Origin of the sequence: Bacillus sp. SRB3LM, assembly GCF_015712745.1 — a bacterium.
Classification (GTDB): domain Bacteria; phylum Bacillota; class Bacilli; order Bacillales; family Bacillaceae_G; genus Bacillus_A; species Bacillus_A thuringiensis_K.
The window spans coordinates 285,453-307,982 of record NZ_VWVQ01000021.1 but is presented as its reverse complement, the minus strand read 5'-3'; the positions used below and the strand labels follow the sequence as shown (position 1 = coordinate 307,982).

Below are 22,530 nucleotides of genomic sequence, written 5' to 3'. Positions count from 1 at the left end.
GTATTATATTGGAAGAATTTTCACTATTTTTTACTATATCATACTTTTACGATGAAGAACATAAATATACAATAAAAATAAGAAGGAATTACTCTTTCTTATCCTTCTCATCAATCAACGAATCTATTAACTTTTGACTAGCTTCCTCGGGCGTAATCTCATCTGTTATTCCCATAAACGACCAACCTTTAGAATCAACCCACTCAACAAACTCTTGTAAAAATTCATCATGTGTAACATCCACATCAAGAATCGATCCATTAATCGAAATCGTTCTATTTTTAGACACACGCATCTTGAACGTTTTTCTTACCATTACAACTTTTCTCCCTCTACTTCTAAATATTTATAAAGTGAAACTTTCATCAACCCTCACCAATCGGACTTTTACGGCCATCCAGACTCCAACCTAACTTCTTTACTTTTGCTGAATTTCGAGGTAAGGGATCTTACTGCCTGCAAATAGCGAGATAAAATAATCATGTATCTCTGTTATACATGATTTTCAGTAAATTGTAAAAAGGATATATTGGCCAATTGGCATATTGAAACTGAAAATCTATCATTCTGCAAAAATATCAAATGATATGTAATTGATCATAAATGACTAAATAGATTCACATAAAAATAAAATAACTTACATTTTACCACACCAAATACAAATGACTTTCTTACAATGGAATGGAGTATACTAGAAGAAAACTTAAAATGAGGAGGAACCTCATGACGCGTTGTACGTATTGTAAAACGAAGTGGACAATAAAAGATGTATGGGCAATACTCGTGACATTTGAAAAGGATTGTCCGTATTGTTTTATGAGACAATATCTATCAAAGAAAACGGTGAACGCTATGCCAGAACTTATAAGCTTACCTTTACATTTCTTACTCCCTTTTCTTGTTGATTTGAGTGCTGAAGGTCCTTTGGATTGGTATCGTAAATAATATAACCACTACATCCAAAGACTACTTTCTACTAAATTCGCTTCTCATCATTATTCCTTCATACATTACTAGCATAATCGCTTATACTTTCCCTTTTGAAGATTCTCTAACTCAGCAGGAAGAGCGTCCCCTGAACAAGGTTTATCAATTATGACTTTAATAAACGATGATATATGCATACTGTTAAGCATAAAAAATTAGCATTAAGTTCCACTCAAATATTAATTGAAACCCAACACTCCATTTAATCTGTAATCTAGAATACAAGCAGTGTTTTTTATTATGCATTTTTGCATACAGTATTATTTTCTCTTGTAAATAGATAATAATGTTATATAATAAAACCAACATTTTACCAATAAAAGGTAATAATAAGTGGTGGAATAAGTAAATAACCAAAGCGTATTAACAGATTTGTTCTATGTAAATCATGATACATATATAGAATCAAAACTATGAAATTTTATCTTGTGATTAGATTACTACAAGATGAAAGATTCATAGCGAATACACTTAAGGAAAAAACGTTCCATTAGATTAATATGATATCTATCGAACGAATTGAGAATATACTTAGGGGGAATTTCAAGTGAAAACATTTGGTAAAGTATTATTAACAGGAGCTTTAGCTTTAGGCGGTTTAACAGCTATGAACATTGATACACCAAAGGCACATGCTGACGGAGCAAGCGAGTTCTGTCGTTATATTTGTGGTCCTAGCGAAACGTTGAATGGCTTCACAATTCAATTACACGCTACAGAGTACAGCTACGGCCAAAATATGATTGCAAAAATCACAAATGATAGAGCTGAAGATGTGCGCTATCGTGTAACTATTGAAAAGAAATGGGCAAGTGGCTGGGGTTACTATGAAACTGACTTCAATTTTGGCTCCGAATTACCAGCTGGAACAAACGAAGAATTTTACAATACAACTGGTTTTGGGGGACAACTTCCAGAAAACGGGGAATATCGTTACAAAGTTAAAATTACAAATGCTGACGGTTCTGTAGATACAATTTATACAGCTTCAATGACACTTACAGGAAGATAGCTCATGAACGAGCTCCATTATTTATACTTGTATTTTTGATGATATCATTGATAATTGCGGTGATATTATTATTATTGAAATAAGCTCTTCTGGGCTTATTTTTTATATACAAATTGGAATAATAATATTCAGAAAATTACATCTTTACACTATTGAAGTTTGTTGCTATTATAAGAATACGTCAAATGTTACAATATTCAACAAATTATATAAATCCTCCGATTACACGAATGAAAACACATTGCTGGTCGTAATATTTATAGTTGGGATCCCGTAGCTCAGCAGGGAGAGCGCCACCTTGACAGGGTGGAGGTCGTGAGTTCGAGCCTCTCCGGGGTCATATGAAAAAGAGACACCATATCAACCTTCTACGTGATATGGCGTCTCTTTTTTATCTCATTCAATTACTTCCCACCAAACATCTTCTCCAAAGACTTCGCATTGGCAAACAATACTTCTTTCAAGTTATCGTCAGCAACGATTTTATAGTCGCCATCTTTGTCTTTCTTTAAGTTCAATGTAACTTCGCGAGTTGCCATTGCTGCATCTTTATCTGTTAAGTTTTTGATGATAGTTGAGGTCATTGTTTTTTCGATTGCTTTTTCAGATTGTTCTTTGTCTTCACTAAATGCGCTAGCGAAGGCCATTGGCACAACTTCTCCCACTGCTTTTGTTACAGCAACGGATAGATCAGCAGATGTAATTTTCACTTTCACTTCTGCTTTGTCATCCTTTTTCGATACTTCTTCTAGCTTTTCAAATTTAAAGTTCTTTGTAATTGCACTTAGCATTGCTTTTGCCTCAGCATCATCTGTTTTTTCATTTAGTTTATTAAATTCCTTGTCACTCTCAACAAATGTACGAGCTTTTTCTACATCACCTTTTTGTATCGCTGTTAAAAATTCTTCTGTAGTATCTTTCGGATTTGCACACCCTGCTAAAACACCTGCTGTTAATCCTACTACCATCATTAATAGCAATAATCTCTTTATCTTTTGCACACTCATTCTCCTCTTATCTTTTCTAGTAAGTCAGCATCATACAATATTATGAAACTTACATTACAAACATTTTTTAGTATAGCATTTATATGATTCGTTTCCTATTAATTCCCAAAAGATAAAGGACCTTGCAGCATTCCTACAAGGTCCCTCTTCTATCAATCTATATCCGTAGCACAAATGAACCACATTTTCTGCTCCCTACTACCCGCCACCATCCACATACTCCAATCAAAAATCATAAGCAATAACCAAAGTGATATATTAATATCAGTAAATAATAAATATAAAATGTAATCTCTCTTTTGTATTGCTCCTCTATTCATCAAAATGTAAGCGGCACCGATAGGAGGAAAAAGACAAATATTTTTCTTAACGACCACGGATACAAAGTTACTGTCTGCATATGAATCCCCTTTTCATCATAATACTTGCTTCAACATCGGTCTCACTACCCTATATTCATCACTATAAGCTTCCTTTATGATTAAAGGCGGGTAATCACTTTTTTCTTCCTCAATCATTATGAATACTTCTGTTTTCTCTTGTAATGTATTAGATTCACTATTTTTAGTAGGTTTTCTACTTGTTTTAATTTTCTTTGTTACTTCGCCAAGTTTTTGCCCAACTTCTTCTACTTTGGCAGGTTCATTCGTAACATAGTATTCTTGTTCGTCCCATACTAATATAGGTGGCACTTGTTCTCTTTTGTTACATATTATATAAGTAGTACTAGCTATAAGTAGTATACAAGTTAATAAATAGAAGATAGTTTTTTTATTCATATACTACACTCCTTATCTATCATTTCATTGGATTATATAATATAAGTCATTTATAGTAAATGGATTTAGTGGTAATTTTTAGGTTGAACAATAAAGAAAAACCTTACCGAAGTAAGGTTCCGTTTTACATTCTATAGCGACTGATTAATTACTACGATCATTACAATAATCGCTATAAGCATAACAACTAAACAGCCGATTAATTTATAAAATCCTCGCTTCGTTAACGTCCCGCCTTGAACGTCTTTACGAATAAATAAGAATACGGCTAAAAATAATACAAGCCCAATGCCAAAAGCATACATCATTTGCATATGTTAATCTTCCTTTCTCTCTTCCATCTTAATATCTTTTTGCCAAAACAACAAATGAGATAAAGACGGTACTCATTGTAAGTGCCATAAGTATATTCAATAATATAGAAGAAACTTTTTTAAATTTTAGCACGTCTATTTTGAAGCGAAACACGGAACACTGTAAATAGCTGTTACTATATCTCCTCACTTCTTTTTTTAAAATTTAATATCTCCATATTTGTTTTATCCTTTTAAAATATTTCATTTATTTCTTTATTTCACGAAATGCGTTATTTGTTTTACGGTGTTTTTCGTCATATTTATAGAAACTAACTGTTTATGAAGCATTTTTTATGTTTAGCAACTTTTTTTGTAGAAATCCTTCACTTTCCTTTCAATATTTAACACTATCTAAATAAAGTTTACGATAAATTCATAATTTTTTATTTTTTATACTATATTCCGTTATATTGTTGTATAATATCTATGAAAGCGCTTATTATTTCAATATACATAATTCAAACTATTTTTATCGAAACATTCTAACTATTATACCTATATTTAAATGCAACAATTATAGCTATTAGTATAGGCATACCAAATATATCCACCCCATTTTTCTGTAAAATTACTTTATAACATGAAAGATTAACTTGGGTGATAAGTTATTGTGAATGTTTTTTTACAAAACAGATAAGTAATAGTGTTTGGTATTATGTAAATTATTGTAATAACATAAGAGTAAAGAAAACATTTACATTGATTACTGATTCATTACTTATTGAAAAAGAGCAAAATGCACCTTTGTATGGAAAAGGATTATATGCATTGGGAGGTTTAAACAAATGACGAGGAAGAATACAACGACAAACCCTTGGGCCAAGTTCCACGGTCCGAACCTTGGTTATGTTATTGAGCAGTATGATCTTTACGTAACTGGAGCAGGTTCTGTTGATCCGGAATTACAAGAGCTTTTTGAAATTTTTGGAGCTCCTTCGTTTCAAGATGATGTCGTAACAGGGGACAACACAGCAACACATTTTTCTCCTCAAAACACAGGTAACATTGAAAAAATTCTTAAAGTCGTTCAACTTGTTGAGCAGATTCGTTCTTTCGGGCACACGTTGGCTCACATCAACCCGATGGAAGATGCTGCAAATGGACAATCTCTTCTTGAGAAAGCAATGAACGAACTGAGCGATGCTGACTTGAAAGCGATTCCAGCGAAAACAGTATGGCCAGATGCACCAGAAGGTATTCACACTGCACTTGATGTAATTCATAGATTAAAAGACGTTTATACAAAATCTTTAGCTTATGAATTTTCTCATATACAAGATAGTGAAGAACGCGCGTGGTTGCATCAAATGGTGGAATCAAATTCATTGCGTCAACCACTATCAAATAAAAAACGAACTGCTCTTTTAAAACGTTTAACAGCTGTTGAAGGTTTCGAGCAATTCTTGCATAAAACATTCGTTGGGCAAAAACGTTTCTCTATCGAGGGCGTTGATATGCTTGTACCTGTTTTAGATGAAATTGTTCTAGAAGGTGCTAAAAACGGCGTAGAGGATGTCATGATTGGTATGGCTCACCGCGGTCGTCTAAGCGTACTTGCTCACGTATTAGAAAAACCATATAGTCACATGTTTGCTGAGTTCAAACATGCAAAAATAGAAGGCGCAGTAGCCAATTCTGGCTGGACTGGCGACGTGAAATACCACCTAGGTAGAGAACAAGTCGTTAGTAACGAAGAAGTTAGCACTCGCGTTACATTAGCAAATAACCCGAGTCATCTTGAGTTCGTGAATCCTGTAGTAGAAGGTTTCGCACGTGCTGCTCAAGAGAATCGTAAAAAATCTGGTCTTCCAGATCAAGATACTTCAAAATCATTCGTAATTTTAGTTCATGGTGATGCTGCATTCCCTGGTCAAGGTATTGTATCTGAGACACTCAACTTAAGCAGATTGAACGCGTATCAAACAGGCGGAACGATTCATGTTATCGCAAACAATGCAGTTGGTTTTACGACTGATAGCTATGATTCTCGTTCTACGAAATATTCAAGTGACCTTGCAAAAGGTTTCGATATTCCGATTGTTCACGTGAACGCTGATGATCCGGAAGCTTGTCTTGCAGCTGCTAACCTTGCGATTCAATATCGCATGTTGTTCAAAAAAGATTTCTTAATCGATTTAATTGGTTACCGCCGCTACGGTCATAACGAAATGGATGATCCAGCAGTTACGCAACCACAAGTGTACAAAAAAATTAAAAACCATCCAACTGTAAGAGCAATTTATGCAGATCAATTACAAGCTGCTGGTGTTCTAAATGCAGATGAGGTTGAAACAATTACACAGTTTACACAAGAGCAATTAAAATCCGACTATGCACAAGTACCACCAGCTGATACGAGTGATGCAACAATTCACGTTAAAGTACCAGATGTTGTTGCAAAAGGTATTCAGTCAATTGATACTGGTGTTGAGATTGACTCACTTCGTGCAATTAATGAAGGTCTACTATCTTGGCCAGAAGGCTTTAACGTATATCCGAAAGTGAAGAAAATTCTTGAGCGCCGTAAAGATGCTCTTGAAGAGAACGGTAAAATTGAATGGGCACTTGCTGAATCATTAGCATTCGCTTCTATTTTACAAGAAGGTACGCCAATTCGTTTAACTGGTCAAGATTCACAGCGTGGTACATTCGCACACCGTCATATCGTATTACACGATACTGATACAAATGAAACATATTCACCGTTACATCGCTTACCAAACATTAATGCTTCGTTCTCTGTTCATAACAGTCCGTTATCAGAGGCTGCTGTTGTTGGTTACGAATATGGTTATAACGTATTCGCTCCAGAAACTCTTGTTATGTGGGAAGCGCAATATGGTGACTTCTCAAATACTGCGCAAGCATTATTTGATCAATATGTTTCAGCTGGAAGAGCAAAATGGGGTCAAAAATCTGGTTTAGTTCTTCTATTACCACACGGTTATGAAGGTCAAGGACCAGAGCACTCTAGTGCACGTCCAGAGCGTTTCTTACAGTTAGCTGCTGAGAATAACTGGACAGTTGCAAACTTAACGAGCGCGGCTCAATACTTCCATATCCTGCGTCGTCAAGCATCTATCTTAGGAACAGAAGCTGTTCGACCATTAGTATTGATGACGCCGAAGAGTTTATTACGTCACCCACTTACGCTTTCAACTGCTAGTCAGTTAAGCGAAGGACGTTTCCAACCTGCTTTAGAACAAGAAAACCTTGGCATGAAACCAAATAAAGTAAAACGTCTTGTTTTAAGCACAGGTAAAATGGCAATTGACTTAGCAGCAGAAATCGAGTCTGGTAAACATGAGTACAACTTAGACGAAGTTCATGTCGTTCGTATTGAGCAATTGTACCCATTCCCTGCTGAGAAAGTTCAATCTATTATTAAACGCTTTAAAAACTTAGAAGAAATCATTTGGGTTCAAGAAGAACCTCGTAATATGGGCGCATGGCATTACATGGCTCCAATTCTGTTCGAACTTGCTGGAGATAAAGTGAAAACAGGTTACATTGGACGTCCTGATCGCTCTAGTCCATCTGGCGGCGATCCATTCGCTCACAAAGCTGAGCAAGAACTAATTGTTGCACATGCTTTAGATGTGAAGTATAACTTCCGTCAAGATAAACAAGAAATTGAAGTTTACAGCAACTAAAAAGTAACAATGAAGGTTTCTAGCTTGTTCCTTGGGCAGAATATCTGCCCAAGGCCAGGCTAACAAATGGAGATTACCGAAGACAAAAGAAGAAAAAACACACCGTTAGGCAAATAAGGGGAGGACATTTAAAATGATCGAAATTAAAGTACCTGAGCTTGCAGAATCTATTACTGAAGGAACTATTTCACAATGGCTTATCAACGTAGGCGACAAAGTTGAGAAAGGTGGCAGCGTTGTTGAGCTTGAAACTGATAAAGTCAATGTAGAAATCATTGCAGAAGATTCAGGTATTGTATCGAAGTTACTAGGCGAACCTGGGGATACAGTTGAAGTTGGAGCAACTATCGCAATTTTAGATGCTAATGGAGCACCAGTTGCAGTAAGTACACCTGCACCGGCTGCTGAGCAACCAAAACAAGAAACGGCTGAAGCACCGAAAGCTGCGGCACCAAATGGTGAGCAAACTGCAACACTACAAGGTTTACCAAATACAAACCGTCCTATCGCATCACCAGCTGCTAGAAAAATGGCTCGTGAATTAGGAATCGACTTAAACGACGTACGTAGTACAGATCCACTTGGACGCGTGAGACCACATGATGTACAAGCTCATGCTGCAGCACCAAAAGAAGCACCAGCTGCTCCAAAGAGTCCAGCTCCTGCTCCAGTTGCAAAAACGGAATTCGAAAAACCAGTTGAGCGCGTGAAAATGTCCCGCCGCCGTCAAACAATTGCAAAACGTCTTGTAGAAGTTCAACAAACATCTGCAATGTTAACAACATTTAACGAAGTTGATATGAGTGCGATCATGGAATTACGTAAAGAACGCAAAGATGCTTTCGAGAAAAAACATGATGTACGTCTTGGCTTCATGTCATTCTTCACAAAAGCAGTTGTTGCAGCATTAAAACAATTCCCACTATTAAATGCTGAAATTCAAGGTGACGAGCTTATCATTAAAAAATTCTATGATATCGGTATTGCAGTAGCAGCTCCAGATGGATTAGTTGTTCCAGTTGTACGCGATGCTAACCAATTAAACTTCGCTGAAATCGAAAGCGAGATTCGTGAATTAGGTAAAAAAGCACGCGATAACAAACTTTCATTAAAAGAACTACAAGGTGGTACATTTACAATTACAAACGGTGGTGTATTCGGTTCTCTAATGTCAACACCGATCCTAAATAGCCCTCAAGTTGGTATTTTAGGAATGCATAAAATTCAAGTACGCCCAGTTGCAATTGATAACGAGCGTATGGAAAACCGCCCAATGATGTACATTGCTTTATCTTACGATCACCGTATTGTAGATGGTAAAGAAGCAGTTAGCTTCCTTGTTGCTGTTAAAGATATGCTTGAAGATCCAAAATCATTATTATTAGAAGGTTGATAGATTAATAATCTATTAAAGGCTGTAGAATGAATCATTCTACAGCCTTTTTTATTGCGTTCATACGGGACAAATTGCATGACATAAGCTAATAATGTATGCCTATAACGTAAGGAGGATTAAAATGAGTAACCTTCCAATTCATGCAAAACTTAAAGTAAATAAGGATACCTTCTTCCTCCCCGACTCAAACGGGGGTGTCTATTTTCGAAATAATGCCAGTTCATTTCGTATGGACGGTGACGGAATTTATAACTGGATTGAAAAATTAATGCCTATGTTTAACGGTAATTATTCTTTAGCAGAAATAACGGATGGTCTCCCTCTTCCCTATCAAAATCGTGTACTTGAAATTGGAGAGATTTTATATACAAATGGATTTGTCCGTGATGTAAGTCAAGATGCACCTCATGAATTAAACAGCGTATTACTTGATAGATATGCTTCGCAAATTGAATTTTTAGAAGCTGATTCTCATTCAGGTGCTTTAAAATTTGAAACATACCGCGGAGCAAATGTCCTTGTACTTGGCTCCGGAGATATGCTTACTTCTTTAGTTTCTTCTTTATTAGAATCTGGTTTACCTACATTTCATTACCTCGTTACAGATCGAGATGAAACAAACTATGACAGAATACATGAGCTAATAGAACGTGCATATGAAGTTGATAATAGTGTACTCCTTCAAGAAATCGATACTACAATTGACCGTCCCTTGCATGAAGTATTCGAACCTTTTGATTGGATTTTATATGTTTCTCAAAATGGAGACATTGACGGTTTAAAAACAGTTCACACTATTTGTAGAGAAACGAAAAAGAATTTTATACCAGCTATTTGTTTATCAACACTCGGTATAGCTGGACCTGTCGTAACGGAAAATCGTGATGAATGCTGGGAATCCGCATGGCATCGGCTACATGAAACGACTTTGCAAAATGAAAATTCATCGGATTCCTTCTCACCAATTACATCTGCCATGTTAGCAAATGTAATCGTTTTTGAATTGTTTAAACATGTCGCGGATGATTCATATCGTGAAAAAGAATCACAATTCTTTTTATTAAACTATGAAACACTTGAAGGAACGTGGCATCCTTTTATAAAACACCCTCTTGCAACTGATGAAAGTTTTACAATTGATACGATAGAAAATCTTTCTGAAAAACTTGAGCATCGGTCGAACCAACATACTTCAACTGATGTATTCCGATTTTTTGACTCATTAACTTCTAAAGAATCCGGTATATTCCATGTATGGGATGAACAAGATTCATATCAATTACCGTTATCACAGTGCTATATTCAAGTAGCCAATCCACTATCAGATGGCCCAGCTCCCCTTCTGCCTCTTATGACTCGCAGTGGATTGACTCATAATGAAGCACGCCGAGAAGCTGGTTTAACAGGAATTGAAACATATGTAGCAGAAATCATTCACCGCCTTATTCCTGAACATAACGATATCGGTATCGGGGCTGGAGAAACGATGACAGAAGGATTTTACCGGGGACTACAACAACATTTAAACAATAAATTGTATGAGCGGCAATCACATATGCTAGAAGAACTTACAACGATTGATTTAACTGATATTCACGATAAACATTGTAGATTTTATTACGATGCCCTTGCTACAATTCATGAAACACCTAAAATCGCAATGAGCGAAGAGATTCTTAGTTTTCCAGTCGTTTGGGTTGGTATAAATGATAGATGGTACGGTGCATCTAATATTAATATGACGTTAGCGTTACGGAACGCACTACAACTATCACTGCTCCACATTCAAAGTGAAGAGACTCCTTACAGAGCTAATATCTTGCCTGAATCGTCTATTATTTTATATGACACGGATTCTTTTAGAGTGGAAATACAAGCGGAAGAAGACATTCCAAGCGTACAATCTTTACAACTCGCCTTACAACATTTAGAAGAACATAATTTTTACCCATTCGTATTTGATTTAGCAATTGAACCATTTTTGAAAGAAAGCTTAGACGGTGTATACGGAGTATTAATTGCAAAGGAGGACGGTCTATGACTCAAAATATATTGCTTATAGGGGATGGCCTTCTTGCAGACTATGTACATGATCAATTATGCAAACAATATTCCATCATTCGCCAGCATACCCTTACAGAAGAACTTCCTGAAAATATTCATCTCGCTCTCGTATTACATGATGGATCTCCTTCTACTATTCATCATGATGCTGAGCTAATTTTTCGGTCAAAACATATCCCGTGGCTACGTGGTTTTACTTCATTTGGCGAAGGTATTATCGGTCCTTACATTCATCCTCTTGCGCCCGGATGTTCCCATTGTTCTGATGGACGCCGTTTTATCGCTGGCTTTGATCAAAAAGAAATGTGGGAACTACAGCGGAAATATGCCTTTAAAGCAGATAATGTAACGAGGCGTGATGTACGTGCCACCCAAAATGGAATGTTGCAAATGTGCCATATTATTTGCGCAGAAACAGAAAAAATATTAACTCATAACCATTCCTCTTTAGAAAATGAACTTATTTTACTAAACTTACAAACATTACAATGTACGCGGCATTCTTTTCTTCCAGATCCTCTCTGTCCTGTATGTAGTAATTTACCTGATGATACTGCGGATGCGGCGGAAGTTTCTTTACAACCGAGTTTAAAAGTAAGCACCGAAACGTATCGCTGCCGTTCCATTCATGAATTAAACACATTTTTAACAAGAGACTATTTAGATTATCGGGTCGGTATGTTGAACGGCAAAATACAGCATTCTTTATTACCATTCGCTGACGTCATTATAAACATGCCATTAATGTTTGGAAATGAAGGTGTTGCAGGCCGAACTCATTCATTTGCAGTGAGTGAAGCAACTGCCATTTTAGAAGGTTTAGAACGATATTGCGGTATGTCGCCTCGTGGAAAAAAAACAAATGTGCATGGTAGTTTTCATGATTTAGAGGAACATGCACTAAATCCCCTCACACTCGGTGTACATACAAATGAACATTACAATCGTAATAATTTTCCATTTAAACCGTTTGATCCTGATTATGAGCAAAACTGGGTATGGGGATATTCTTTATCACAAAACAGACCGCTTTTAGTTCCTGAATCAATTGCTTATTACAGCCTCGGTCATCGAGATGCTTTCGTGTATGAAACATCAAATGGATGTGCAATTGGCGGTAGTTTAGAAGAAGCGATTTTTCACGGCATTTTAGAAATTGTAGAGCGTGATGCCTTCTTACTCACTTGGTATGCCGAATTACCTCTTCCCCGCCTTGATCTTAATTCAGCAAATGATACAGAATTACAATTAATGATCCAGCGGTTACGTACGATTACCGGATATGAATTATACGCTTTTAATGCGACGATGGAACACGGCATCCCGAGCTTATGGGTAATTGCAAAAAATACGCGTGAAAATGGAATGAACGTTGTTTGTGCGGGAGGCGCTCATTTAGATCCTATTCGAGCCTTAAAAAGCGCCATTCAAGAAATAGCAGGCATGTTACTTATAACAGACGATGAGCTCGAGCACAAAAGAGAATACTACGAAAAATGCTTACAAGATCCTTATTTCGTTAATAAAATGGAAGACCATAGTATGCTGTATGGATTGAAAGAAACGGAAGAACGTCTTCACTTCCTTTTACGAGAAGATGCACCGGTGCAAACGTTCCAAGAAATGAATGTATCACAATCATTTGATATGGATTTAACATCCGATCTCCACCAACTTATAAATCGTTTGCATCAATCTAATCTGGAAATAATTGTTGTAGATCAAACCGTTCCCCTTATAGAAAAGAACGGACTATACTGTGTAAAAGTTATTATTCCAGGCATGTTACCGATGACGTTCGGACACCATCTTACTCGGGTTACAGGATTGGACCGGGTATATACCGTACCGATGACACTTGGATATACAGACGAACCTTTAACGAATGAAAAATTAAATCCACATCCACATCCGTTTCCATAGTAAAGGAGGGATTTCATGCAGCTAGATACTTTTTTACATCATCTCCATTTCTCTATCGATGAAATTATGCCGAATCATGAGGTGGACTGGAAAGACGCACCGCTTCCTTATAAATTATATCGAAATGTACCTACCATCCCGCTCTCCTTAGAAATCCCGTTATCTTTATCGAACTCTTCTACTACACCTACTCTAAATGAGATTGGTTATTACCTTTGGTATTCATTTGGTGTAACACAATTATGTCAGCTAAATAGCGAGAGAAATGTATTACGTAGATCCATTCCTTCAGGCGGTGCCTTATACCCGAATGAATTGTATATCTATTTAAAGGTTGACGATTATCCAGACGGCATTTACCATTATGACGCCGCACATCACCGACTTATTTTACTTCGCGAAGGAAATTTCGATTCTTATTTAACAGACGCACTCGGTAATCGCTGTAATATACATGATTGTTTCGGTGCTGCATTCGTATCGACTATGTTTTGGAAAAACTTCTTTAAATACAATAACTTTTCATATCGACTTCAAGGATTAGATAGCGGGGTTCTCATTGGACAATTACTAGAATGTGCAAAACAGTTCGGTTATACGAACGGCGTATACTTTCAATTTCTAGACCGTGCACTGAACCATTTACTCGGATTGTCAGAAGGTGAAGAAAGTTTGTATGCCGTTATTCCTTTAAGTACAGAGCCAGAAACTAATTGGTTTCACAATGATTACCGTGAAAATAAAACAGTTACTTCTCATGAGTTGTTGCAACAAATTCCGCCGCTCGCACATGAACATTTCATTCGCTCAAAACATGTAGATGAATATCCGATGATAACAAAAATAAATGAAGCTTCTATGATCGAATCGACAGCACACTTCCAAACACTACATCATGAAGAGCACTATCAACATAATACGTACGCTGTACAGCTACCAAAAGTAGAACGGTTATCGTATGATTTCTTGCAACTTTGCAGAAAACGATATTCTCCTGATGCGGACTTTATTTTAACGAAATGGGATGCAGCCGAGCTCGCTACTTTACTACAAGAAGCGAGTCTCTCCTTCCCCTATTACAACGATCTTGACGGTAAGTATACAAATGAAAATACACGCATCTCCTTATATGGATGTTTTTATAACGTGAAAAATATTAAAAACGGGGCTTACGCTTATAACAGTAAAACACATTCCATACAACCAATTCGATATGGAGACCTTCGCTACCCACTTCAGTCTAGTATGACGATGGATAACGTTAACCTTTTTCAAGTACCACTTTGCTTACATGTAGTCGGAAAGAAAGATTACTATACACGTGCATTAGGCTATAGAGGATACCGCATTCACCAAATGGAAGCAGGTATACTCGTTCATAAACTCATTTTCGCTGCAACTGCTATGGGGATGGGCGGGCATCCGTTACTAAGTTTTGATACAAATTCATGTGATCAATTGTACGGTATTGATGCTGGGAATGAAACATCTCTTATTCAAGTTCCAGTTGGGGCATATCGGGCGCGGAATTGGTTAAAAGGGGCTTTGCATAGTTAAAAGCACGCCGATGGACGGCGTGCTTTTTTACTAGATTAACTTAAAAATACTCTTAATTTGTCTAGCAAATAACCAATTTTTCGTACCGTAGTTATCATTTAAACTATCTAAATTAATAGATTGTCCGTTAGCAAACTTTAATTCTAACGTAGTATTTTTGTCATTTGTTTTTAAATTACTATTTGTAATGGCATCATACTTTAATTTTTCAATCTCAATATATTCGTCTTTTTCTTGTCCGATCACGACATGGTCTTGGAAGAAGAAAAAGACTTCTACTTTTTTACCGAAACAAAATACATTTTTCGTATAAATTAATGTCGCGTTATCAAGTCCGACACATACTTCTTTCATTTCTTCCACAACGTGTCCAAAGTCTTCTTCATGTCTTGCATTTGATTCAGCAATCCATTCTTCGATTGTTTTCATGTTAATTGCCATACTGCGCCCCCTGGTTCGTTCATTGCTTCGTTTAAAAAATAAATACTATATGAAAATATAAGCGATACGTACGATGTTTTCAAGGGGGCACGGTATATTCAAAATAAAGTGAAACTTTATTTACTCCCTCATTGTAAAAAAAATAGCACTTTAAAAAGTGCTATTCCGCTCTCCTTGCCGCTTGCTGAATTGGGTCCCACACGCTGTTATATGGTGGTGCATAACTTAAGTCGACATCTTCTAAATCATGAATACTCATTTTATTGAAAAGCGCCATCGCAATCACATCAATACGTTTATCTACGCCTTCTTCTCCAATTACTTGTCCACCTAATAATTGTTTCGTGTCAGAACGGTATAGTAATTTTAAGTAAAGTGGTTTCGCATTTGGATAATAGCCTGCCATATTTGTGGAATCTACTTTGACTGTTTTATACGGGATATGTAGTCCTTTTGCTTCTTTTTCATTTAAGCCTGTTCTTGCAAGCGTCAAATTCATAAATTTAATAATGCCTGTACCTAACGTTCCTTTAAAAGCTCTTCGTTTATCCAGCATATTCAGCCCGGCAAGTCGCCCTTGTTTATTTGCAGTTGTTCCAATTGGAATATGGTCATAAATTTCTTTTATCACGTGATAATGTGTCGCACAATCACCAGCTGCATATACATCTTGCACATTCGTCTGCATATATGCATTTACCTCGATGGCCCCTTTATGATTTGTACGTATGTTCGTTCCTTCAAGAAAATCAGTATTCGGCTTCACTCCGACAGATACTAAAACAAGATCCGCTTTATACGTACCTTTATCCGTTTCAACTGCTTCTACTCGTTCATTCCCTTTGAACGCTTTTACATTTTCATTCGTTAAAATTTCAATATGATGTTTATCTGCTTCTTTATGTATATACTCCGCCATATCCGCATCATAAATCGTACCGATATGATCATTTCGCTCAATCATTCTTACTTTCTTACCAAGTTCGACGAATGTTTCTGCCATTTCCAGTCCGATTGCACCACCTCCAATAATCGTTACATCTTCAACTTTACTCGTTTCTAGCGTTTTTAATATGCGCTCAGCATCAGGAATTGTTTTTAAAAGATGAACACCTTGTAATTCCCGTCCCTCCCATTCTGGCATAACAGGACGCACTCCAGTCGCAATTAATAATCGATCATATGGAAATTCAAAGACATCTTTCGTCTTCGTATGCTCTGCATACACCATTTTCTTTTCCGTATCTACTTTCGTTACTTCATGACGCACTTTCGCATCAATTCCATATTTCTCACGAAACGTCTTCACGTTGCGCGCGATTAACTTTTCAGTTGAAGCGATAGCACCACTAATGACATACGGTAATCCACACTGAGCGTATGAATAAATTTCACCTTTTTCTAAAGTTACAACATTTGCATTTTCATCGTTTCTAACAATTTGCATAGCTGCACTCATACCAGCTGCATCTCCGCCAATAATGACATAGTTCACTTTACCACTCCTTCTTTTTTACATATTCTTTACGTTTTCCATATTTTATAGAAATAACACCTACTTCCATTGTAAAGAAAGAGAATTTCATCTTCAAATTTGGTGCACAAACTTATGTATGAATAGGTAACTGTCGTGTCTTATAAACAACATGTTTAATATGCTATAACAGTAACTATTGAAAGTAGGTGAAACATACATGTGCGCTGGTCTTCTCGCTCAGTTTCCAGAGGAACCGAAAGAACCGAAAGCCGCCCTCCCGCTTGAACAAGAATTTACCGTTAATGCAACATTATACAGTGCTCGCGCTTGGTTATCAGACAATGATACTTTCTCTCAAACTATTTGGAAAGCCACTCGCTTTGCTTCTGCATCACATGCTGGTAAGTCCATCTTCCCCGTCGGTACTATTAAAGTTGTAAATGTTTCTGATGATACAATAACGGTTACTATATCATCAGAATCAGATGATGCACTCAAAATAGTCGTTCCTCCTCATTCTGAAGCTGCCTTAACGTCTAGTTCTTTATCTGATGTGCAAGCCAGTACATCCGGGGGAGCAAGTAAAGTCACATTTCTCTTTCATATCTTTTTCTCTAGGGATCCTGGTCCAGCTAAATAACGATAGAAAAGGTACAGCAATATACACTGTACCTTTTTCAAGCGCTCTATTCTCTTGATTTGATTAGTTCAACATTATAAGTTTCAATATCTGTTAACGTTCCTGTAAAATAAGGATTTTCTCTATACCAAGACTGTTTTGCAAAATACGCTTGCATATCTTTCGTTTGAAAAATATGGCCATGCCTTGCATATATTTCGTTTCTAGCAATTTTCAACTGCTCTTTCGATAAATATGTTAAATCTGCGCTCGTTAATTTTCGAATATCACTATCAGGAAAGATGAAACCATTATATACATACTCAGTCGCGGGCGTTGGAGTAACATTATAAACAACTGTTTTTTCTGTACTTTTCTTTTGGAATGGAAGATTATAAGACGAAAGTGCCGTTACCGTCTCTACTTTTGTCGTTTCCCGTCCACTTTCTCCATTTCGTTCTAAATAAATCGTCGCACTTCCATCAGTCGCTACAGGCCCCCATGTAATTTCTTCTCCTGCCAGCGCTGTAACTGGTTTTTGATTTACGTACAATGTTGCACCAGGCGCGTTCGTTTGAACTGTAATATATTGACCTTGCAACGTTAAATCTACCGTTACGTTATTTTGGCTTTGTTTCATAAGTACAACCTTTTCCTCACGCAATAGTTTTACGTAGTCATTTTTATATTCTGATTGAAACACTTGATTTCCCGGAAGAAATGGCCCATATTGCTTCTCAAACTTTTTGTCATCTGTCTTATCAATTTCTTTTCCGTTCATTTTTAACGATACGTCTTTTTCATTTGTAAGCAAAGTTGTATAGTACGTCTTCGCTTTCAATTTATAGCGATCAAATATAAAGAAATACTTTCCGTCTTTCGTTAATGAAAAATCAGCTCTTTCTATTCCATCCCGTTGTTTTTCACCTTGTCTCAAGTATTCTCTTAATTCATTTACGTAAGATGGATTTTCTTTTATATATGAAAATAGAGGCGTTACGCTCTCTCTCGTTATCATAATCGATGGATCATCTGCCGTAACGATCTCAGCTAATTTCTCTCCGTCCCTCTCTTGTAAAATCGTAATCATCCGGTCTACTTGTGCCACCTGCGTATAATACGACGATCCGTACAAATACAATCCAATAATCGCTATAACAAATAGCGCTAACAGTGTAATGCCAACTTTTACACCACCGCTCATGTTCTTCTTTACTACAGAACGTCCCCTCTTCGTCCCGCAGTTTTGACAAAATTGCACACCATCTTCAAACTGAACTCCGCACTTTGTACATACCTTCATCCAGTCAACCACCTTTTCATTAGAAGCCAGTTATTCCTTGTGTTAAGGCTTGAATTATCGTGCTAATGTAAGACCAAAGTACAATGAATGTTGCAATTCCAATTAAAACATTCGCAATAATAAGTGTGTAAACGAGATCTAATCCGCCATTGGCTAGTTTTAATACCGCTACAGTTATACTAATCCCTATATAAGTTGTAGCTACCGATAATAATATCGGTAAGAAAAAGATTAATAAGAAACTAAAAAGAAAAGAAAGGACTAATATGACAATAGCCGGCGTCGCTATCGTTCCCCATATACCGAATACTTCAAGAAACGAAAAAGATGATTTCATCATCTTACCACTTACAAAAATAATAAATCCGACAAATAAAGTTAAAATTAATAAAAAGAAAAAGACCGTTATAGATTCTCCAAAAAACGTAGGAGTAGATATATCTGGTGCAAATGTTCTCGTAACTGCTGATGCTGCACTCATCATTCTATAAAAAATACATGCTCCTAAAAAACAAATAAGAATAAGACTTACAATTCCATTTCGCACTTCAATAGCGCCGCTTTTCATAATCGCTGTCGGTGCTTGTAATGCATGTTTAAAAAATTGAAAATAGCCGCTCGCAAACCGCTTCGCTTGTTCTACCGTTTCATTTGGCCCAGTTTTCTTCGCTTGTGCCGCACGTGCTTGTTCCGGCCCTTCTTCTTGACCACTACTTGCCACTACCTCTTCCGTTAACGAATGTCCACAATTCCCGCAAAATTTTGCCTCTGCTGCATTTTCTGTATGACATGACGGACATTTCATTCTCTCATCCCTCCTTAAGCATATACCATATAGGGTGTTACAAGTTCAATATATGACTTTGGACATAAAACATGACTACAAGAAAAAGATTCTGAAATCCTTCTTTCAAAAGAAATTATATATGCTAGCAATCTTGAAAAATAATGCTATTATGAAACAGAACAAATAACATTTTTAACAGATTGGATGAAAGACAATGGAATTGGTAAACTCAATTTTTCAAATATTCCTTACGAGCGTAATCCAATTATTTTCTTTAATTGGCGTTATCATTGTAATTGGATTTCTATTAGGTTATTTAGAATCACTAACACGAATGTATTGGTCGAGGGCTTTCGGAAGAAAAGGATTCCTTTTAACGGCGTGGATTGGTGTTCCGATTCACGAACTTGGACATGCCATTATGTGCGTACTGTTCCGTCATAAAATTGTAGCAACGCAGTTTTTCCCAACAGATACAAGTCAAGGAGCATTAGGTTTCGTACAACATCAATACAATCAAAAAAGTGTGTATCAACGAATTGGGAATTTCTTCATCGGCATCGGGCCTATTATTTCTGGTATTACTGCATTAATCCTTTTAATGCGCTATTTCGTACCAGAATCATATTTTTTATTTAATACAACTCTCGAAAAAACGATTGCTTCTACTTCTATTAATGTAGAAATGATCCAAAACATGCTCTTATCGACGTTTGTATTATTGAAAAGCTTATTTACAATCGGCAATTTATTGAATCCTTCCTTTTGGTTATTTTTATTTATCGCCATTTGTATTTCCGCACATATCGCTTTAAGTAAACCAGACATTAAAGGATCAATAGACGGAGTTATCGTCATGTTTATCGTTTTATTTTTATTCAACATCATAGCGGGACTGTTTCAATACGACAGTAACCAGCTAATTGGACAGGTTATGAAATATAATATGTATCTCATTGCGTTTTCTAGTGTAGCACTGCTTTTCTCTTGTCTTTCTACACTCGTTAGTTTTTCGTTTTATAAAATAAGAAGAGGGCGTTCTTTTTGAACGCCCTCTTCTTATTAATTATTCCCCTTATAATCACAATGCTCAACAGGCACACGAGCATGCCCTTCTTCATCGGTACACCATGACTGTGATTGGAATGCAAGAAAGATACCAATCCATTCTTCTTCCTTTTCAAAGTGAATGAGTATCCCTCCGTCTTGCCATATGCCATTATCACCTTTCCATTTCTCTACATTCCCTTGATTCATGTGAATATCATGTATACCGTTTCCTGGTTTGAAATGAAAATAGGAATCTGGTGTATTTTCTTCTGGTCCCCATCTTTCACCAAACGCGTAAATAATCGCTTTTTCTTCTATCGCTCGCTTTATATAACGTTCTATTTTTTCGTTTAAATCATTATCTGCTCCTGCTTTTTCGGGAGGCAAAGGAATCATTTGTTTTGAATCAAATAGATTTCCTCTTACATAATCTAAAGCCACTTTCGGTTCATTGTTTTTTATTTCTGTAAAACCGAATGGTAATGTCGGTAAAATATGAATTGCTTCTGATTTAATATTGTTACTCGCAAAATATAAAACTTCTGATGGATAACTTTGCGACTTTACGTTAATTGCAATACGATAATCTACTCCTGTTTCGCCCTGTAAATGAACTTGATAATGAGGTGTTTTCCCTTTTCCAATCTTTGATTGTATAACTGTACCTTTTAACACACCGTAGTTTTTTAGGGGCATACATTTCATCTCCTATTCATCTAAAATCGGCAAGGATACCCCCTACTTCAATCGTGTGAAGGGCGATAGCCCAACGATAAGTGGGGGAGGAATTGCCGGCAGATACGGTATGGTACGTTAAAAATCCTAAGATTCTGTACCATATCAAGTATCTGAAACTTCCACCTTTCCTCCTACTTTCTCTACTTAAGTTGTTTGCTTTCACTAAAAATCTGTTACAATTTAATTAGTGAAAGGCGGTGAAAATAATGCCTACAATTACTGCAAAAATACAAATCCATGTTTCCGATAATCAAGCTGAAAGTCTAAAGATAACAACGAACGCTTACCGCAAGGCTTGTAATTGGTTATCAAAACACATATTTGAAACAAAGAACCTTAATCAAGTAAATCTCAATAACTTATATTATTCTGATTTGCGAAATCAATTTAGGTTAAAAAGTCAAATGGCTCAATCTGTGATGAAAACTGTAATTGCTCGTTACAAGTCGGCTAAATCAAATGGACATGAATGGTCTTTGATTGACTTCAAACTTGCAGAATATGATTTAGTCTGGAATCGAGATTATTCACTAACCAAAAACCAATTTAGTGTAAACACGCTTGAAGGTCGCCTAAAACTAAATTATGAGCGTAAGGCTATGAAGAAATACTTCAACAGCACTTGGAAATTTGGTACTGCTAAATTAGTGCATAAGTACAAAAAGTGGTTCTTACATATCCCGATGACAAAAGAGTACCAAACATTAGATTTCGCAGATGTAAACAACATCGTTGGTGTTGATTTAGGAATCAACTTCCTTGCAACCACTTATGATAGTCAGGGCAAAACAACCTTCTACAACGGAAATATTGTTAAACATAAGCGTGGTAAATTTAAAGCTACTCGTAAGCAATTACAAACACGACAAACACCATCTTCTCGTAAGAAAATAAAACAAATTGGCTCAAGAGAAAACCGTTATGTAACTGATGTAAACCATCAAATTACAAAGGCACTCGTTGAGGCATACCCTAGAGGTACTATGTTTGTTTTAGAAGACTTAACAGGGGTTCGTTCTGCGACAGAGAAAGTACGAGTGAAAAACCGCTATGTTTCTGTATCTTGGGCTTTCTATCAGTTCCGTCAAATGCTTGAGTATAAAGCTGAATTGAATGGACAAAAGGTAATTGTGGTAGACCCCAAATATACTTCCCAAACTTGCCCTAAGTGCGGAAACATTGAAAAAGCAAATCGTAATAAAAAGCTACACACTTTTAAGTGTAAAAATTGCCAATACCAATCAAATGATGACCGTATTGGTGCGATGAATCTACACCGTAAGGGAATTAAGCATATCAGTGTAGTTACCACAGGAGTATAGCTCTTGTGGTAGGGGCGAAGTCAACCGTCCTTATGCTCCACCATACTAAGGTAGGAGAG

Annotated in this window: 19 protein-coding genes, 1 tRNA gene and 2 pseudogenes; 11 read left to right on the top strand and 11 right to left on the bottom strand. The window is 36.6% G+C overall.

Annotated elements, in window-relative coordinates:
* Positions 1–88: 88 nt before the first annotated feature.
* Entirely contained in the window at positions 89–316 is a 228-nt protein-coding gene (locus F3I02_RS14785; RefSeq protein WP_000251856.1) for a hypothetical protein, read from the bottom strand.
* A gap of 407 nt (positions 317–723) precedes the next feature.
* Here F3I02_RS14785 and F3I02_RS14780 point away from each other — a divergent pair, with 407 nt between their 5' ends.
* The 3 genes from F3I02_RS14780 to F3I02_RS14770 all read left to right on the top strand — a co-directional run bounded on the left by F3I02_RS14780 (position 724) and on the right by F3I02_RS14770 (position 2,339).
* A complete protein-coding gene (locus tag F3I02_RS14780; protein ID WP_000196288.1) occupies positions 724–945 on the top strand; it encodes a hypothetical protein in 222 nt (73 codons plus the stop codon).
* A 589-nt stretch (positions 946–1,534) separates the two neighbouring features.
* A complete protein-coding gene (locus F3I02_RS14775; protein ID WP_000846650.1) occupies positions 1,535–1,999 on the top strand; it encodes a hypothetical protein in 465 nt (154 codons plus the stop codon).
* 267 nt (positions 2,000–2,266) lie between these two features.
* Positions 2,267–2,339 (top strand) — tRNA-Val (locus F3I02_RS14770).
* Positions 2,340–2,403: 64 nt separating this feature from the next.
* Here the strand turns inward: F3I02_RS14770 and F3I02_RS14765 are convergent.
* The 5 genes and pseudogenes from F3I02_RS14765 to F3I02_RS34905 form a co-directional block, all read right to left on the bottom strand.
* A complete protein-coding gene (locus F3I02_RS14765) occupies positions 2,404–3,000 on the bottom strand; it encodes a DUF4878 domain-containing protein (protein ID WP_001169497.1) in 597 nt (198 codons plus the stop codon).
* 158 nt (positions 3,001–3,158) lie between these two features.
* Positions 3,159–3,406: pseudogene (locus F3I02_RS33930) on the bottom strand (hypothetical protein).
* Between the two features lie 16 nt (positions 3,407–3,422).
* On the bottom strand, positions 3,423–3,785 hold the full coding sequence (locus F3I02_RS14760; protein ID WP_001036573.1) for a hypothetical protein: 363 nt from the start codon (positions 3,783–3,785) through the stop codon (positions 3,423–3,425).
* Between the two features lie 131 nt (positions 3,786–3,916).
* Positions 3,917–4,099: a DUF3976 domain-containing protein gene (locus F3I02_RS14755; RefSeq protein WP_001178296.1), complete on the bottom strand. Its 183-nt coding sequence runs from the start codon at positions 4,097–4,099 to the stop codon at positions 3,917–3,919.
* A gap of 28 nt (positions 4,100–4,127) precedes the next feature.
* Positions 4,128–4,202: pseudogene (locus tag F3I02_RS34905) on the bottom strand (permease); the annotation flags it as partial.
* Positions 4,203–4,926: 724 nt separating this feature from the next.
* Here F3I02_RS34905 and odhA point away from each other — a divergent pair.
* The 5 genes from odhA to F3I02_RS14730 all read left to right on the top strand — a co-directional run bounded on the left by odhA (position 4,927) and on the right by F3I02_RS14730 (position 14,734).
* The gene (gene odhA, locus F3I02_RS14750) at positions 4,927–7,794 is read left to right on the top strand and encodes a 2-oxoglutarate dehydrogenase E1 component (RefSeq protein WP_046945129.1); all 2,868 of its coding nucleotides are present in this window, start codon (positions 4,927–4,929) and stop codon (positions 7,792–7,794) included.
* Positions 7,795–7,927: 133 nt separating this feature from the next.
* A complete protein-coding gene (gene odhB, locus F3I02_RS14745) occupies positions 7,928–9,187 on the top strand; it encodes a 2-oxoglutarate dehydrogenase complex dihydrolipoyllysine-residue succinyltransferase (protein ID WP_000569894.1) in 1,260 nt (419 codons plus the stop codon).
* A 124-nt stretch (positions 9,188–9,311) separates the two neighbouring features.
* A complete protein-coding gene (locus tag F3I02_RS14740) occupies positions 9,312–11,231 on the top strand; it encodes a putative thiazole-containing bacteriocin maturation protein (protein ID WP_196478100.1) in 1,920 nt (639 codons plus the stop codon).
* Positions 11,228–13,177 carry a TOMM precursor leader peptide-binding protein gene (locus tag F3I02_RS14735; RefSeq protein WP_196478099.1) on the top strand — a complete coding sequence of 650 codons (1,950 nt, stop codon included), beginning with the start codon at positions 11,228–11,230 and terminating at the stop codon, positions 13,175–13,177. Before F3I02_RS14740 ends, F3I02_RS14735 begins: the two co-directional genes overlap by 4 nt.
* 15 nt (positions 13,178–13,192) lie before the next feature.
* Positions 13,193–14,734: a SagB family peptide dehydrogenase gene (locus F3I02_RS14730; RefSeq protein ID WP_001175551.1), complete on the top strand. Its 1,542-nt coding sequence runs from the start codon at positions 13,193–13,195 to the stop codon at positions 14,732–14,734.
* A 30-nt stretch (positions 14,735–14,764) separates the two neighbouring features.
* On the opposite strand, the gene F3I02_RS14725 is transcribed toward F3I02_RS14730, so the two are convergent.
* Entirely contained in the window at positions 14,765–15,175 is a 411-nt protein-coding gene (locus tag F3I02_RS14725; protein ID WP_061883904.1) for a DUF3908 family protein, read from the bottom strand.
* Positions 15,176–15,335: 160 nt separating this feature from the next.
* Positions 15,336–16,670, bottom strand: coding sequence for an FAD-dependent oxidoreductase (locus F3I02_RS14720; RefSeq protein ID WP_001110237.1), 1,335 nt, complete (start codon positions 16,668–16,670; stop codon positions 15,336–15,338).
* 199 nt (positions 16,671–16,869) lie between these two features.
* On the opposite strand from F3I02_RS14720, the gene F3I02_RS14715 reads away from it, so the two are divergent.
* Positions 16,870–17,292: a hypothetical protein gene (locus F3I02_RS14715; RefSeq protein WP_042990049.1), complete on the top strand. Its 423-nt coding sequence runs from the start codon at positions 16,870–16,872 to the stop codon at positions 17,290–17,292.
* Between the two features lie 46 nt (positions 17,293–17,338).
* On the opposite strand, the gene F3I02_RS14710 is transcribed toward F3I02_RS14715, so the two are convergent.
* Both F3I02_RS14710 and F3I02_RS14705 read right to left on the bottom strand, forming a co-directional pair.
* Entirely contained in the window at positions 17,339–18,574 is a 1,236-nt protein-coding gene (locus F3I02_RS14710; protein ID WP_046945131.1) for a TcaA 3rd/4th domain-containing protein, read from the bottom strand.
* 19 nt (positions 18,575–18,593) lie between these two features.
* Complete coding sequence (locus tag F3I02_RS14705; protein ID WP_046945132.1) at positions 18,594–19,379, bottom strand: zinc ribbon domain-containing protein; 786 nt, start codon at positions 19,377–19,379, stop codon at positions 18,594–18,596.
* A gap of 196 nt (positions 19,380–19,575) precedes the next feature.
* Here F3I02_RS14705 and F3I02_RS14700 point away from each other — a divergent pair, with 196 nt between their 5' ends.
* Positions 19,576–20,409: a hypothetical protein gene (locus tag F3I02_RS14700; RefSeq protein ID WP_074594895.1), complete on the top strand. Its 834-nt coding sequence runs from the start codon at positions 19,576–19,578 to the stop codon at positions 20,407–20,409.
* Between the two features lie 14 nt (positions 20,410–20,423).
* Here the strand turns inward: F3I02_RS14700 and F3I02_RS14695 are convergent, their stop codons facing one another.
* Positions 20,424–21,107, bottom strand: coding sequence for a DUF2278 family protein (locus tag F3I02_RS14695; RefSeq protein WP_001128605.1), 684 nt, complete (start codon positions 21,105–21,107; stop codon positions 20,424–20,426).
* A 248-nt stretch (positions 21,108–21,355) separates the two neighbouring features.
* On the opposite strand from F3I02_RS14695, the gene F3I02_RS14690 reads away from it, so the two are divergent.
* Entirely contained in the window at positions 21,356–22,471 is a 1,116-nt protein-coding gene (locus tag F3I02_RS14690; RefSeq protein ID WP_001142359.1) for an RNA-guided endonuclease InsQ/TnpB family protein, read from the top strand.
* Positions 22,472–22,530 lie beyond the last annotated feature (59 nt).

Coding starts and splice junctions, on each gene's coding strand:
- F3I02_RS14760 (WP_001036573.1), bottom strand. CDS start 3,785: ATGAATAAAAAAACTATCTTCTATTTATTAACTTGTATACTACTTATA.
- F3I02_RS14785 (WP_000251856.1), bottom strand. CDS start 316: ATGGTAAGAAAAACGTTCAAGATGCGTGTGTCTAAAAATAGAACGATT.
- F3I02_RS14725 (WP_061883904.1), bottom strand. CDS start 15,175: ATGGCAATTAACATGAAAACAATCGAAGAATGGATTGCTGAATCAAAT.
- odhA (WP_046945129.1), top strand. CDS start 4,927: ATGACGAGGAAGAATACAACGACAAACCCTTGGGCCAAGTTCCACGGT.
- F3I02_RS14700 (WP_074594895.1), top strand. CDS start 19,576: ATGGAATTGGTAAACTCAATTTTTCAAATATTCCTTACGAGCGTAATC.
- F3I02_RS14710 (WP_046945131.1), bottom strand. CDS start 18,574: ATGAAGGTATGTACAAAGTGCGGAGTTCAGTTTGAAGATGGTGTGCAA.
- F3I02_RS14690 (WP_001142359.1), top strand. CDS start 21,356: ATGCCTACAATTACTGCAAAAATACAAATCCATGTTTCCGATAATCAA.
- F3I02_RS14740 (WP_196478100.1), top strand. CDS start 9,312: ATGAGTAACCTTCCAATTCATGCAAAACTTAAAGTAAATAAGGATACC.
- F3I02_RS14780 (WP_000196288.1), top strand. CDS start 724: ATGACGCGTTGTACGTATTGTAAAACGAAGTGGACAATAAAAGATGTA.
- F3I02_RS14755 (WP_001178296.1), bottom strand. CDS start 4,099: ATGCAAATGATGTATGCTTTTGGCATTGGGCTTGTATTATTTTTAGCC.
- F3I02_RS14735 (WP_196478099.1), top strand. CDS start 11,228: ATGACTCAAAATATATTGCTTATAGGGGATGGCCTTCTTGCAGACTAT.
- F3I02_RS14715 (WP_042990049.1), top strand. CDS start 16,870: ATGTGCGCTGGTCTTCTCGCTCAGTTTCCAGAGGAACCGAAAGAACCG.
- odhB (WP_000569894.1), top strand. CDS start 7,928: ATGATCGAAATTAAAGTACCTGAGCTTGCAGAATCTATTACTGAAGGA.
- F3I02_RS14695 (WP_001128605.1), bottom strand. CDS start 21,107: ATGCCCCTAAAAAACTACGGTGTGTTAAAAGGTACAGTTATACAATCA.
- F3I02_RS14730 (WP_001175551.1), top strand. CDS start 13,193: ATGCAGCTAGATACTTTTTTACATCATCTCCATTTCTCTATCGATGAA.
- F3I02_RS14705 (WP_046945132.1), bottom strand. CDS start 19,379: ATGAAATGTCCGTCATGTCATACAGAAAATGCAGCAGAGGCAAAATTT.